The organism is Phytohabitans flavus (assembly GCF_011764545.1).
Classification (GTDB): domain Bacteria; phylum Actinomycetota; class Actinomycetes; order Mycobacteriales; family Micromonosporaceae; genus Phytohabitans; species Phytohabitans flavus.
Genome location: NZ_AP022870.1, coordinates 9,137,979 through 9,151,725, shown reverse-complemented (window position 1 = coordinate 9,151,725; position 13,747 = coordinate 9,137,979). Strand labels below are relative to the sequence as shown.

Below are 13,747 nucleotides of genomic sequence, written 5' to 3'. Positions count from 1 at the left end.
TTCTCGCCATGCCAGACTTAGGCCTAGATCGGATCGAGGGGAAGGACCCGAAGGTGGCGGGTAGCGAGCCGGTGACCTCACCGGACCAGCGCAAGCCGGGCAGCCGTAAGGCCTCCCGCATTTCCGCATTCGTGGTGGCCGTGATCCTGCTGTCGATGCTGTTCGGCAACCACCAGGGCCGCACCGAGGACATCTTCCTGATCGTCATCGCGGCCGGACTGCTGCTGGCCCTCGTGGGCGACGTGATCCTGCGCCGTAACGGCCTCCGCTCCTAGCCTCACTCACCTCGGCGTAGGTATCAGGAACTCGCGCGCACCGCGTAGCCGCGTGACCAACCGCGCCTGCGTGTTCGTGTGCGACTCGTCGTAGCTGTCCGCCGTACCGGAGAAGACCGCGTCGCTGGACACGTGCACAAGGCGCGCACTGACCGCGGCAGCCGCGAGGGCGACGTGTGTGCCGCCATCGGCTGTGGTCGCCCAGTCGGATTGCTGGTAGGCGGCGTTCACGACCACATCGGGCCGTACCGCGAGGATCAGGGCCGTGACGTCGTCGCGGATGCGGATGTCCAGGTGCCGCCAGTCCACGCCGGCGACGGCGGGTGCGCCACGGTGAAAGGTCGCGACGACGCGATGACCCGCGAGTCGCCCTTGGCGGGTGAGCTCCCGTCCGAGAAGGCCGCTCCCACCCACGACCAGGATCGGTCCGGGCGACGGGCTCACTGGCCGCGGAGGATGTCCTTGACCTCCTTGAGCGCGGCGTCCACCTCAGCCTCGAAGTAGCCGCCCGGCACAAGCCCGAACTGCGCCCGGTCGATCTCGTTGGGGCTCATCGGCATCGGGCCGCGGCCGGTCACCGCATTCAGGATGCCCTCGAAGAGGCGGTCGACCTGGGCCGGGTCGTAGCCGCTGCCGAACCGGCGCACCTGGAAGGCGCGACGCAGCTGGTCGATCCGCTGTAGCTCCGGGGGCAGGCCGGGAATCCCCTGCGGCGGGCCGCCCATGGACGGTGGGCCGCCGAGCCGCATTTCGGTGGTCATGTCCTTGCCGTGCCGGCCGGGCTCGGCGAAGCCGTCGAAGCGATCCTCGCCGCCGTACCTGTCGTCCGGCGGGCCGCCGAAGCCGCCGGGAGGCGGGCCGAAGCCACCGGTCGGTGGACCGTCAAAACCACCATTCGGCGGGCCGTCAAAGCCACCACGACCGGGCGGACCGTCAAACCCACCACGCTGCGGCGGACCGTCAAAGCCACCACGGCCGGGCGGACCGTCGAAGCCACCGCGCTGGGGCGGACCGTCGAAACCGCCACGGCCGGGCGGGCCATCGAAGCCGCCGTTGCTGCCATAGCCAGCCTGCTCGTAACCGCCCTGGTCGTAGCCACCCTGCTCGTCGTAGCGCCCATACGGGTCGCGGGGCGGGGGCCGGCCTGGGCGGGCATCGGCCGCTGGGGCATCGGCGGGCCGGACGGAGACATGCGGTCGTCACGGAGCGGCGGACCGATGCGCTCCGTCATGGGGCCGCTGCCCATGCGGTCGGGCGGGCCCATACGGTCCGGTGGACCCATGCGATCCGGCGGACCCATACGGTCGGGCGGACCCATACGGTCGGCGGGAGCGAGGCGGTCGGGCGGGCCAAGGCGCTCGGGGCCACGACCATAGCCGCCGCGCTCCTCCAACTCGGCGAGCTGCCGCTCGACGCGGTCGAGGTGAAGGTCGACCTGCCACTCGTCGTAACCGCCGAAGCGGACGCGGAAAACCACGTCGTGGACCTCTTGCGAAGCGACCGGCGCACCCATTGGTTCGCCCGCCAGGGTGGCCTCCACGCGGTCGAGGAACGCATCGACCTCGTCGACCTTGTAACCGCGACGCAGCGCCCGGCGCCGGAACCGCTGACCCTGACTAGCCACCTATGTCACCTTCCGTCCGCGCTGCCGGTCTCGCTGGCGGCCAGCTGTCCGCACGCGCCGTCTATCTCCCGCCCCGCGTGTCACGCACTGTGGTCGAAACGCCGGCCTCGCGCAACCGCCGGACGAACTCCCGCTCGACCGGCTTCGGGCTCGCGTCCCAGCGACTGCCCGGGGTCGGGTTGAGCGGAATGAGATTCACGTGCGCCAGCCGCCCGCTGAGAAGCCGTCCCAGCAGGTCGGCTCGCCACGGCTGGTCGTTCACATCCCTGATCATCGCGTATTCGACGGACACGCGGCGACCCGTGCGGGAGGCGTAGTCCCACGCGGCGTCAAGCACCTCTGCGACCTTCCAGCGTTGGTTGACGGGCACAAGTTCGTCGCGCAGCTCATCATCGGGCGCGTGCAACGACAGCGCAAGGGTTACGGAGAGTCCCTCTCCAGCAAGCCTACGCATCGCTGGCACGAGTCCCACCGTCGAGACCGTCACATGGCGTTGCGAAAGCCCAGGCCCTCCGGTGCCGGCGTGCAGAGCCGCCGGACCGCATCGACCACGCGAGAGTAATTGGCCAGTGGCTCGCCCATGCCCATGAACACCACGTGCGACAGCCGGGGCGGCGATCCGGTGACCGCGCCGGACGCGGCGACGCCGGCCAGGTAGACGGCTTGGTCGACGATCTCGGCAGTCGACAGGTTACGGGTGAGGCCGGCCTGGCCGGTGGCGCAGAACGGGCAGGCCATGCCGCATCCGGCCTGGCTGGAGATACAGACCGTGACCCGATCGGGGTATCCCATCAGCACGCTCTCCACCAGCGAGCCGTCATGCAGCCGCCACAGCGCCTTGCGCGTGGCGCCGCCGTCACAGGCCAGCTCGCGCACCGGCGTGAGCAGCCGCGGCATCAGCGACTCGGCCAGCCGATCGCGGCTGGCGGCGGGCAGGTCGGTCATCTGCGCCGGGTCGCGCACCAGGCGGCCGAAGTAGTGGGTGGACAGCTGCTTGGCCCGGAACGCCGGCTCGCCGAGCTCCGCCAACAGCGCCTGCCGACCGGCGAGATCGAGGTCGGCTAAGTGTCGTGGGGGCAGCGCCGGGCGGCGCCCGGGCGCGTCGGGACTGAGCGGGAGTACTGGCAGGCTCGTCATAGCTCGTCCAGTCTCCCATGCGCCCGCAGTTGGCGCGGACTCGTGTCAGGTGAAGACGGCCAGCAGCAGGTACGCGGTCGGCAGCGCGAAGAGCACGGAGTCCAGCCGGTCCATCAGGCCACCGTGTCCTGGCAACAAATTGCTCATGTCCTTGATGCGCAGGTCGCGTTTGAGCATCGATTCGGCAAGGTCGCCCAGTACCGACGCGATGGAGAGCGCCAGGCCGAACACGGCACCCCACCACAGCTCCACGTCGAGCAGGAAGTAGAGCAGGATGGCGCTACCCACCGCCGCCGCCACGAGCGAGCCGACCAGCCCTTCCCAGGACTTCTTGGGGCTGACCGTGGGCGCCATCGGGTGCTTGCCGAGGAAGACACCGGCCGCGTACCCACCGGTGTCGGAAAGCACCACGGCGGCGAGGGTGACGATCACGCGGCGCGCACCGTCGTCGGGCTCGGCGAGCAGCGCGGCGAATCCGCCAAGAAATGGCACGTACACCGCGATCAGCGTGGCCGCCGCCGCGTCCCGCCCGTAGCCGGAGAAGCCGTCGGCGAGCCGCCACACGAGCGCCGCCAGCAGCGTGACAAGGAAGCCGAGCATGAGGGCGTCCTCACCCGCGTACCAAGCCATCCCGGTCGTGACCAGGCCCCGGCGGCGAGTGGCACCACCGGCGGATGCGCGCCCACCGCGCGCACCGCGCGGCTCATCTCCCAGACCGCGACGGCGACGGCGATCGCGATCACCGCGAGGAACGCCGGCCGCCACACGAACAGTGACGCGATGACCACCGCGCCGAGCGTGATGCCGACGCCGATCGCCGCCGGCAGATTGCGGCCGGCCCGACCGGTCGCCCGCCGCTTTCCAGGACCTGGGCGGCGGGGGCGCACCGGCTCGGGCTCCGGCTCCGGGGGCGCTTGCGGGCGGCGGCGGACCTGCGGGTACGCCGCCGTGTCGGCCTCACCCTCCGAGTACGAAAGGTCACCCGACCCGGTGTACGGCGCGTCGACGTGCCCATTGCGGGTCGACCAGTCGTCCCCGCCGGCTCGCGGTCGGGCTGGTCCAGCCACGGATCCGGCACCCAGTGGTCGGGTGTCCGATTGGGCGTCGGGTTGCCGTAAGGGTCGAGTTGCGACATCAGACCTCGAGCAGCTCGGTTTCCTTGTGTTTGACGAGCTCGTCGATGTTCGTGACGTACTTCTGCGTGGTGTCGTCGAGGTCCTTCTCCGCGCGGCGGCCCTCGTCTTCGCCGGCCTCGCCGTCCTTGACGATGCGGTCCAGCTCTTCCTTGGCCTTGCGGCGCACGTTGCGGATGGCGACCTTGGCTTCCTCGCCCTTGTGGCGGGCCACCTTGATCATGTCGCGGCGGCGTTCCTCGGTCATCTGCGGCAGCAGGATGCGCAGCTGGTTGCCCTCGTTGTTGGGGTTTACCCCGAGGTCGGAGTCGCGGATCGCCTTCTCCATCGCGCTGAGCTGCGAAGCGTCGTACGGCTTGATGATGGCCATCCGCGGCTCGGGGTGCCCACGGAAGCCATCTGGGTCAGCGGGGTTGGGCTGCCGTAGTAGTCAATGATGATCTTGGAGAACATCGCCGCGTTGGCGCGCCCGGTGCGGATCGCCGCGAACTCCTCCTTGGCGTGCTCGACCGCGCGCTCCATCTTTTCCTCGGCCTCGAGGAGGGTGTCGTCGATCACCTGCCTCGTCGCCTCCCTTCTAGCTAGTTCGCAGTGATCAGGGTGCCGATGCGCTCGCTAGTTCGCGGTGATCAGCGTGCCGATGCGCTCGCCGCCCACGGCCTTGACGATCGTGTCGTCGCCCTCGGCGCCGAACACCAGCATCGGCAGCCCGTTATCGCGGCACAGGCTGAACGCGGCGGCGTCGGCGACCCGCAGGCCCCGCTGAAGCGTCTCGTCGAAGGTGATCGTGTCGAGCTTCACGGCGGTGGGGTCGGTACGGGGGTCGGCGGTGTAGACGCCGTCGACGCCGTTCTTGCTCATCAGCACGACGTGGGCGCGGATCTCCAGGGCCCGCTGCGCGGCGACCGTGTCGGTGGAGAAGTACGGCATGCCGGCACCCGCGCCGAAGATCACGACCCGCCCTTCTCCAAGTGACGGATGGCGCGCAGCGGGATGTACGGCTCGGCGACCTGGGCCATGTTGATCGCGGTCTGCACCCGGGTCTCGATGCCCTCCTTCTCCAGGAAGTCCTGGAGGGCCAGGCAGTTCATGACCGTGCCGAGCATGCCCATGTAGTCGGCACGTGCCCGGTCCATCCCGCGCTTCTGTAGCTCAGCGCCGCGGAAGAAGTTTCCACCGCCGACCACCACGGAGACCTGAATGCCGCGCCGCACGACGGTCGCGATCTGCCGGGCCACGGCCTGCACGACGTCGGGGTCGACGCCGACCGCGCCCCGCCGAAGACCTCGCCGGAGAGCTTGAGCACGACCCGGCGCGCACGCCCGGGGGCGGCGCGGTCGGATCGTCCATCGTCGCGGGCTCTCCCGCCACCGTCTGCGTCATCCGGTCCGCCTTCCGCCGTCGTTGGCTGTCTTGCGAGTGATGCCGGTGGTGCTGCTGTGGCGCGCTCCGGTGGCACCGGCGCTGACGCTCACACTACGTGACAAGGGCCTGCCCGGTGGATCTTGTCGGTGCGAGCCGACCCCTCGGCTTTCGGCGAACGCGCCGCCGGTCGCCGTGTTGGCCCGCCGGATCCCTGCTGCGATCCGGCGGACACGGCACGGGAGGCCGCGGCGACTGTCTCGTCCACCAGCGGCCTCCTCGGCTGTGCTTGAGTTCCGGAACCTTCTCCGCTGGCCGGAGGCCCGGCCAGGCCGGTCAGGCCTGGCCGACCTCGAAGCGCAGGAAGCGGGTCACGTCGATGCCGGCCGCGGCCAGCACCTGCTTGACCGACTTCTTGTTGTCGGCGACCGACGCCTGCTCCAGCAGGACGAAGTCCTTGAAGAAGGCGTTCACCCGACCGTCAACGATCTTGGGCAGCGCCGCCTCCGGCTTGCCCTCCTCGCGCGCGGTCTGCTCGGCGATGCGGCGCTCCGACTCGACAACGTCCGCCGGCACCTCGTCGCGGGCGAGGTACTTCGGGCGCATCGCGGCGATCTGCATCGCCACGGCACGAGCGTCGGCGTCGCCCGCCTCGTCGGTCTTGCCGGTGTACGCCACCAGCACACCGACCGCCGGCGGCAGGTCCTGACTCTTGCGGTGCAGGTAGACCGCGGCGGTGCCGTCGACGACGCCGTAGCGGTTGAGCACCAGCTTCTCACCGATCTTGGCGGACAGGTCCTGCACCGCGTCGGCGACCGTCTGGCCGTCCTCGAGCGCCGAGGCGAGCAGCTCCTCGGTGGTGGTCACGCCGGCCTGGTCGCCGTGCTCGACCAGGCGCTGGGCCAGCGCGACGAAGTCGGCGTTCTTGGCGACGAAGTCGGTCTCGCAGTTGAGCTCCAGAAGCGCCTTGCCCGAGTGGGCCACCAGACCGTTGGCGGCCGTGCGCCCGGCGCGCTTGCCCACATCCTTCGCACCCTTGATGCGCAGGACCTCGACGGCCTTGTCGAAGTCGCCCTCTGCCTCTTCGAGCGCCTTCTTGGCGTCCAACATGCCGGCGCCGGTGAGGTCGCGGAGCTTCTTGACGTCCGCGGCGGTGAAGTTGGCCATGACTCTCTCTTTGGGTCGTGGGTTGTCGACTGGCTTTCGGTCCTACTCGGCAGCGGCGGGCGCCGGCTCGGCAGCAGCGGGCGCCGACTCAGCAGCAGCGGGCGCCGACTCAGCGGCGGCCGGCGCCGGCTCGTCCGCCTTCTTCTCGGTGTCCTCGAGCAGTTCGCGCTCCCACTCGGGCAGCGGCTCGTCGGCGCCGACCACACCGGGCTGGGGCTTCTCCTCGGCGCCGCTTCGGGTGGCGCGTCCGGAGCGGGCGATCAGGCCGTCGGCCACGGCCGTGGCGACGACCTTGGTGAGCAGCTCGGCGGAACGGATCGCGTCGTCGTTACCCGGAATCGGGAAGTCGACCTCGTCCGGGTCGCAGTTGGTGTCGAGGACCGCGATCACCGGGATACCCAGCTTGCGGGCCTCGTCGACGGCGATGTGCTCCTTCTTGGTGTCGACCACCCAGATCGCGGCCGGCACCTTCTGCATGTCACGCAGACCACCGAGCGTGCGGCTCAGCTTGTCCTTCTCGCGGGACAGCTGGAGGGTCTCCTTCTTCGTGTACCCCGCGGCGGTGCCGGTCAGGTCGAGCGACTCCAGCTCCTTCATCCGCTGGAGCCGCTTGTACACGGTCTGGAAGTTGGTCAGCATGCCACCGAGCCAGCGGTGGTTGACGAACGGCTGGCCGACCCGCGTCGCCTGCTCGGCGATCGCCTCCTGGGCCTGCTTCTTGGTGCCGACGAACAGGATGCTGCCGCCCTCGGCGACGGTGTTGCGGACGAAGTCATACGCCTTCTCGATGTAGTCGAGCGTCTGGCGCAGGTCGATGATGTAGATGCCATTGCGTTCGGTGAAGATGAACCGCTTCATCTTCGGGTTCCAGCGGCGAGTCTGGTGCCCGAAGTGGACACCGCTCTCCAGCAGCTGGCGCATGGTAACTACGGCCATGGTGGGGTGCTCCTCGTGCGTTCCCTGGTTGTCACGCCGGGCCGGTCGGCCAGGCGTCCTGGCGCCTGGTCGCCGGCCGAGGTGGGCCCGACATGCGTCGGGACCAGGGGACCGTCGCCCCATGGACGATGCCGTGGGGAGGGCGCGCGAGGTCGGCCGCCTCGAGGCGGTCGCCAGTAGACGAGTGTACGCCCCACACCGTCCGGTCGGCCGGCGGGCTGGATACGCGGCGCCGCCGGGGGGGCAAGCCACGAGCGCCGCCACGACCTTGCCGGCAGAGTTGGATGCCGGCGCCGCGTGCGGTTTACGCCGCCGCGACCTTGTTGGGCAGGGTTGGATGCCGCGCCGGGCGGGGTTTAGGCCGCAAGCGCCGCCGCGACCAGCAGGATCAGGCCTACCGGCAGGTACGCGGTCGGCGGCCGCAGCCACGCCTGCGCGCCTCCGCCGTCGCCGGGGAGCCGGTTGGCGCCGGTGACCAGCGCATACAGCCCCAACGCCACCAGCGGCAGCCCGGCCACCAGGAACGTGCCGGCCACCACACCGGAGGCGACCACGGGGCCGCCGATCGCGCCGTCCGCGAGCAGGCGCAGCGCCGGGATCTCGAAGACCGCGGTGAGTACCGCGAACACCATGCCCGCCGCTGGGCGTTTTGTCCGGTAGACCCCCTCGGCCGGCGGCGCGGGCGGGCGGCGCAGCGCGGCCCTGTCGATCGCCTCGGTGTGGAAGCGCTGGGTCTCCATCGGCTCACCCTCGGGGCGGGGCGCCACCGGCGGCACCACGCTGGTCGGCTGCTGGAACGAGGCTTGGGGCTCGAACGAGGCCTGCGGCGGGAGCGTGTTCTGCGGCATCTCGTACGCGGCCGGCGCAGGCGCGGGTGGCGCGGGTGGTGCGCTGTACGGCGGCACCCCATACGCCGGCACCTCGATCGCCGGGCCTCCCAGGTGCCCATAGCCGCTCTGCGGGTCGTACCCCGACTGCGGCGCCGCGCGCGAGCCACCCGAGAGCGGGTCGGCCTCCAGCGCGTCCCCCGCGCCGCGCGGCCCAGGCAGCCGGTAACCCTCCCACTCAGGCTCGCCGTGCCGGCGGTCATACCAGCCGCGATCTGCCTGGTCGGAAGCGTTCCTTTGTGGGTCCACGGCCGCACGGTATGCGAACCGGCGTGATAAGGCCACTTGCGCAAAGCGGGCAAAGGCCTGTGATCGGCGTCGCTGCGCGGCCGGCGGCGCGCCGGCACGATCCCGGCATGAGACCGGTGGACGCCGCCCTGCTGACCCGGACTTTCCGGCATTTCGCACGCAAGGAGTTCCGCGGCCACTCGATCCGGTACGAGTACCTGTCCGCGGCCGTCGCCGACCGCCCCGAGCTCGGTGAGCCGCTACTCGCCGCCCCGCCGGACCAGCGGCGGGCGATCCTGTTCTTCGCCGCGGTGCAGTACATCCTGCGCACTGTCGCGCGGGACCACCCGCTCGCCGCGTACCTGCCGACGCTCGGTGGCGCGCGCGACGTGGACAGCGGCATGCCGGCGGCGCTCGCGGACCTCGTGGCCGGGCATCGCGACGATCTCACCGCACTCTGCGCGACAAGGACGACCCAGACGAACGAGGCACGCCGGGCGGCCCTGCTGCGGCCGGCCTTCGGCCGCGCCGCGGAGATGACCGGGCGGCCACTCGCGCTCGTCGAGCTCGGGACCAGCGCGGGGCTGCTGCTGATCAGCGACCGGTACGCCTGCGAGTACCGCAACGGCGACCGGGTCGAGTCCTACGGTCCTGCCGGCGGGCTGACGATGAGCTGCGAGGTGCGCGGCGATCGGTGGCCGTCACCGGTGGCGGCCGACATCGCCGTGGCCGACCGGGTCGGCATCGACCTGTCCCCTGTGGACGCCACCGACCCGCGGGCCACCGAGTGGCTGCGCGCCTGCGTGTGGCCCGAGCACGTCGAACGGCTGGCCCGGCTCGACGCCGCCCTGGCCGAGGTGGCCGCCGCCCGGCCGCGCCTGGTGGCCGGCGAGATGGTCGCCACCCTGCCCGCCGTGCTGTCCACAGTGGACGAGGGTGCGGTGCCGTGCGTCTTCACGTCCAACGCGCTCATGTACCTGTCCACCGCCGACCGCGGACGCCTGGCCGCCACGTTGGCCGACTTCGGGGCGCGGCGCGACCTTACCGTCGTGCTGAACGAGGCGTCCCAGTGCGGCGCGGAGCTCTTCACCGGGCGCCCGGCCGAGGCGGGCCCGCGCGGGGTGCTGGCCGTGGGGCTGCTCACGCTTGTCGCGTGGCGGGGCGGCCGGGCCTCCGTCGAGGTCCTGGCCCGGACCGGCCCGCACGGCCAGTGGTTGGAGTGGGTCCAGCGGGAGTACGCGTACGCGCCCGCCTCATAACACATCCACCGCATGATTGTCCGGCTCTCCACAGCCCACCCGCCCGTCCACATATCGATCGTGGACCCCGCGCCCCACCCACCCCCTCCCCCACATGCTCGGTCCCATGACGACGGCGACATTGGCGGTCGGTGCGTACGGCGAGCGGCGAGCGGTCGCCCACCTGGTCGAGGCGGGCCTTCGGATCGTCGAGCGCAACTGGAGGTGCGCCGACGGTGAGATCGACATCATCGCGCGCGACGGCGACGACATCGTCTTCTGCGAGGTGAAGACCCGCCGCAGCCTGGAGTTCGGCCCGCCGGCCAGCGCGGTGGTGTCGGCCAAGGCACGGCGGCTACGCCGGCTCGCGGTGCGTTGGCTCCAGGAGCACGACGAGCACGCCCGCGACGTACGCTTCGACGTAGTATCCGTGCTCCCGCAGCGACGGGGTGCGGCCCGCGTCGAGCACCTGCGCGGGGTCTTCTGATGACCGAGCGAGCCGACCGGCCCAGCGCACACGGAGGCTCGCCGCCACCTGCGGCCGGGCTCACGCCCGCGGCCAAACGAGGACGGCGAGGCCCGCGCCTCGCGGCCGGCTGCGGCAGGGCTCGCGCCGGCGGCGAAGCATGGGGCCAGCGAGGCTCGCGGCTGGCTGTGGCGCGCCTCGCGGCACAGCAAGGACGGCGAGACTCGCGCCTGTCCGCAGCGAGCCTTGTAGCCGGCTACGGCGAAGCGGGGGCGGCCATACGGGAGCGCAGCAAGCGGACCAAGAAGCACAGCGCGCACAAAGGCTCACGGCCGCCAGCAGCGAAGCGAGGACGGCCATGAGTTACGCGAAGGTGCTGTCGGTGGGGCTGACCGGCGTCACCGGTCACCTGGTCGAGGTGGAGGCCGACCTGTCGCCGGGGCTGCCTGCGGTCGTGCTCTCCGGCCTGCCCGACACCGCGCTCAACGAGGCGCGCGACCGCGTCCGCGCCGCGATCGTCAACTCGGGGCAGCGCTGGCCCAGCCGCCGCATCACGGTCAACCTGTTGCCGGCCGGCATGCGCAAGACCGGCTCCGCCTTCGACCTGGCCATCGCCGTCGTGTTGCTTGGCGGTGCGGGCGAGTTGCCGCTGGCCGCGTTCGACGAGGTCGCCATCTTCGGCGAACTTGGGCTCGACGGCACAGTCCGCCCGGTGCGCGGCGCGCTGCCGATGGTGGCGGCGGCCGCCGAGGCTGGGATCAGCCGCGTGGTCGTGCCGCTCGGCAACGCCACGGAGGCGGCGGTAGTGCCCGGCGTCGAGGTCAAGGCCGTCGACACGCTGCACCGGCTTGTCGCGTTCGTGCGCGACGGCGTGCCGCTGCTCGACCCGCCCGAGGGCGGGCCGGAGGCCGAGCCGGAAGGGCCAGACCTCGCCGAGGTGGCCGGCCAGGCGCTGGGCCGGCGCGCGATCGAGGTGGCCGCGGCGGGCGCGCATCATGTGGCGCTTCTCGGCCCGCCCGGCGCCGGCAAGACCATGCTGGCCGAGCGCCTGCCGTCGATCCTGCCCGAGCTCGACGACGAGGCCGCGCTCGCGGTAACCGCCTTGCACTCGATCGCCGGCGTGCTGCCACCCGGCGGGCGGCTGCGGCGCCGGCCGCCCTTCCAGGCCCCGCACCACACCGCCACCGTCCAGGCCCTGGTCGGCGGTGGCTCCGGTCTGGCCCGACCGGGCGCCGTGTCGCTTTCACACCATGGTGTGCTTTTTCTGGATGAAGCAGCCGAATTTGCAGGCCGGGCTCTCGACGCGCTGCGGCAGCCGCTGGAGACCGGCCGCATCCTGCTGCGCCGGGCCGACGGCGCGACCGAGTACCCCGCACGGTTTCAACTGGTGCTCGCGGCAAATCCCTGCCCCTGCGCAAAGCCCTCAGGCGATCAATTCTGCGAGTGCAGCCCGCAGGCCCGCCGCCGCTACATCGGACGTATCTCCGGCCCCTTGCTCGACCGGATCGACGTGCAGGTCACGCTCGATCCACTCGGCGCCGCCGAGCTGATGGCGCCGGAGTCGAGGAGCGAGCCGTCCGCCGTGGTGGCCGACCGCGTGCTCAAGGCGCGGGCGGCGGCGTCGGCGCGCTGGTCCGAGCACGGCTGGCGGACCAACGCCGACGTGCCCGGCGCGGCACTTCGGCGACCGCCGTGGCGCCTGCCGGCCGCCGATCTGAAGGCGCTGCGCATGCGCCTCGACCACGGTTCGCTCTCCGCCCGCGGCTTCGATCGCATCCTCCGGCTCGCCTGGACGATCGCCGACCTCGACGGTCGGCATCGGCCGGACGGTGATGACGTACTCGAGGCCACCCAGCTACGCACTGGCATAGCCCCATGAGGGAGGTTCTGTGAACGAGCAGGTTCGACTGGCTCGGATCGCGCTGCACTGGCTGATCGAGCCGGGAAACGAGGCCGTGTACCGCATGGTCAATGCCAACGGCCCACTCCGCGCGCTGGAGCGACTCGTCGAGGGTGACGTGTCCGACCCGCAGCTGCGCGGCGCGACCGAGGCCCGGATGGGCGCTGGCGATCCACGCGCGGTGGCCGAGGCGGCACTCGGCCGCGCCGAGCGGTTGGGCGCCCGCATCGTCATCCCGGAAGACGACGAGTGGCCGCGGTCCGTGCGCGACCTCACCCAGCTACTCGGCCGGCCGGCCAAAGATCGCATCGACCGCGACGTCGCACCGCCGCTCTGCCTGTGGGTGCGCGGCGCACCCCGGCTCGACGAGACGCTCGCCCAGTCGGTAGCGCTGGTGGGTGCGCGGGCCTCCACCCACTACGGCGAACACGTGGCCACCACGATGGCGTACGAGCTGGCCGAGCGGGAGTGGACCGTCGTCTCCGGCGGCGCCCACGGTATCGACGCCGCCGCGCACCGGGGCGCGCTCAACGCCGGCGGGCTCACCGTCGCGGTGCTGGCGTCCGGTGTCGACAAGCCCTACCCGTCCGGCAACACCGGCCTCTTCGACCGCATCGCCGACGGCGGCCTGCTCATCAGCGAGTGGCCGCCCGGCACGGTGCCGGTCCGCCACCGCTTCCTTATCCGCAACCGCGTGATCGCGGCCGCTACTCGCGGCACCGTGGTCATCGAGGCGTCCGCCCGCAGCGGCGCCAGCCAGACGCTGCGCCGCGCCATCGCGCTCCTCCGCAGCCCGATGGTGGTGCCCGGCCCGGTCACGTCCGCCATGTCGGTGGGCTGCCACGAGCTGCTACGCGAGCGCCCAGAGGTACGACTTGTCACCGGAGCCGCCCACGTCCTGGAGGAGATCGGCCACATCGGCAGCGACCTCGCACCCCGGCCGCGGGCCCCGAGCGGCCGCACGACGGCCTCGACGTCGAGTCGGCGATGGTGCTGGAGTCGGTCCCGCGCCGCGGCTCCGTCGGCCCCGACGAGCTGGCGGCCCGCGCCGGCCTCGACCTCCGTACGGTGATGCGCAAGCTCACGCTGCTAGAGAGCCTGGGCTTCGTGGCCCGGCGCGGCGGCGGCTACACGATCGCTGCCAAGTCCCGCCCGGCGAGGGCCGCAGCGGCGTCGCCCGCAGCCGCCACACCTCCTGCCGAGGCAGATCAGGCAGAGGCCTCACCGCCTCAAGGAGGCGCCGCACCGCCCCAAGGAGGCACCTCACCACCCGAAGGAGCCGCCTCAACGCCCGAAACTGGCGCCTCAACGCCTCAAGGAGGCGCCTCACCGCCTGAAGCTGGCACGTCGCCGCCCGAGGCCCGTGCGGTTGAGCCCGCTCCCGCGAGTGCCCC

General features: G+C 71.7%; 7 protein-coding genes and 7 pseudogenes. 5 read left to right on the top strand and 9 right to left on the bottom strand.

Annotated elements, in window-relative coordinates; all coding sequences use genetic code 11:
- The first annotated feature begins 8 nt into the window (after nt 1–8).
- Nucleotides 9–275: a DUF2631 domain-containing protein gene (locus Pflav_RS40755; RefSeq protein WP_173041840.1), complete on the top strand. Its 267-nt coding sequence runs from the start codon at nt 9–11 to the stop codon at nt 273–275.
- Between the two features lie 81 nt (nt 276–356).
- Here Pflav_RS40755 and Pflav_RS40750 read toward each other — a convergent pair.
- The 9 genes and pseudogenes from Pflav_RS40750 to Pflav_RS40710 all read right to left on the bottom strand — a co-directional run.
- Nucleotides 357–719: pseudogene (locus Pflav_RS40750) on the bottom strand (sugar nucleotide-binding protein); the annotation flags it as partial.
- A pseudogene (locus Pflav_RS40745) lies at nt 716–1,899 on the bottom strand (DivIVA domain-containing protein). The pseudogenes Pflav_RS40750 and Pflav_RS40745, both read right to left, overlap by 4 nt.
- Before the next feature lie 5 nt (nt 1,900–1,904).
- A pseudogene (rlmN, locus tag Pflav_RS40740) lies at nt 1,905–3,036 on the bottom strand (dual-specificity RNA methyltransferase RlmN).
- A gap of 45 nt (nt 3,037–3,081) precedes the next feature.
- A pseudogene (locus tag Pflav_RS40735) lies at nt 3,082–4,118 on the bottom strand (phosphatidate cytidylyltransferase).
- A 52-nt stretch (nt 4,119–4,170) separates the two neighbouring features.
- Nucleotides 4,171–4,727, bottom strand: a pseudogene (gene frr, locus Pflav_RS40730) (ribosome recycling factor).
- Nucleotides 4,728–4,784: 57 nt separating this feature from the next.
- Nucleotides 4,785–5,519: pseudogene (pyrH, locus tag Pflav_RS40725) on the bottom strand (UMP kinase).
- 348 nt (nt 5,520–5,867) lie between these two features.
- Nucleotides 5,868–6,698: a translation elongation factor Ts gene (gene tsf / locus Pflav_RS40720; protein ID WP_173041839.1), complete on the bottom strand. Its 831-nt coding sequence runs from the start codon at nt 6,696–6,698 to the stop codon at nt 5,868–5,870.
- Between the two features lie 42 nt (nt 6,699–6,740).
- A complete protein-coding gene (gene rpsB / locus Pflav_RS40715) occupies nt 6,741–7,634 on the bottom strand; it encodes a 30S ribosomal protein S2 (protein ID WP_173041838.1) in 894 nt (297 codons plus the stop codon).
- Between the two features lie 356 nt (nt 7,635–7,990).
- Nucleotides 7,991–8,770, bottom strand: a complete 780-nt coding sequence (locus tag Pflav_RS40710) for a hypothetical protein (RefSeq protein WP_173041837.1) — start codon at nt 8,768–8,770, stop codon at nt 7,991–7,993.
- A gap of 107 nt (nt 8,771–8,877) precedes the next feature.
- Here Pflav_RS40710 and Pflav_RS40705 point away from each other — a divergent pair, with 107 nt between their 5' ends.
- The 4 genes and pseudogenes from Pflav_RS40705 to Pflav_RS40690 form a co-directional block, all read left to right on the top strand.
- On the top strand, nt 8,878–10,008 hold the full coding sequence (locus Pflav_RS40705; RefSeq protein WP_173041836.1) for a DUF2332 domain-containing protein: 1,131 nt from the start codon (nt 8,878–8,880) through the stop codon (nt 10,006–10,008).
- Between the two features lie 106 nt (nt 10,009–10,114).
- Complete coding sequence (locus Pflav_RS40700) at nt 10,115–10,474, top strand: YraN family protein (RefSeq protein WP_173041835.1); 360 nt, start codon at nt 10,115–10,117, stop codon at nt 10,472–10,474.
- Nucleotides 10,475–10,811: 337 nt separating this feature from the next.
- On the top strand, nt 10,812–12,332 hold the full coding sequence (locus Pflav_RS40695; protein WP_173041834.1) for a YifB family Mg chelatase-like AAA ATPase: 1,521 nt from the start codon (nt 10,812–10,814) through the stop codon (nt 12,330–12,332).
- Between the two features lie 10 nt (nt 12,333–12,342).
- A pseudogene (locus tag Pflav_RS40690) lies at nt 12,343–13,493 on the top strand (DNA-processing protein DprA); the annotation flags it as partial.
- Nucleotides 13,494–13,747: the final 254 nt, after the last annotated feature.

What these genes read in the sequence shown, in the direction of transcription:
- Pflav_RS40700 (WP_173041835.1), top strand. Translation starts at nt 10,115, where the DNA reads ATGACGACGGCGACATTGGCGGTCGGTGCGTACGGCGAGCGGCGAGCG.
- Pflav_RS40755 (WP_173041840.1), top strand. Translation starts at nt 9, where the DNA reads ATGCCAGACTTAGGCCTAGATCGGATCGAGGGGAAGGACCCGAAGGTG.
- rpsB (WP_173041838.1), bottom strand. Translation starts at nt 7,634, where the DNA reads ATGGCCGTAGTTACCATGCGCCAGCTGCTGGAGAGCGGTGTCCACTTC.
- Pflav_RS40705 (WP_173041836.1), top strand. Translation starts at nt 8,878, where the DNA reads ATGAGACCGGTGGACGCCGCCCTGCTGACCCGGACTTTCCGGCATTTC.
- tsf (WP_173041839.1), bottom strand. Translation starts at nt 6,698, where the DNA reads ATGGCCAACTTCACCGCCGCGGACGTCAAGAAGCTCCGCGACCTCACC.
- Pflav_RS40695 (WP_173041834.1), top strand. Translation starts at nt 10,812, where the DNA reads ATGAGTTACGCGAAGGTGCTGTCGGTGGGGCTGACCGGCGTCACCGGT.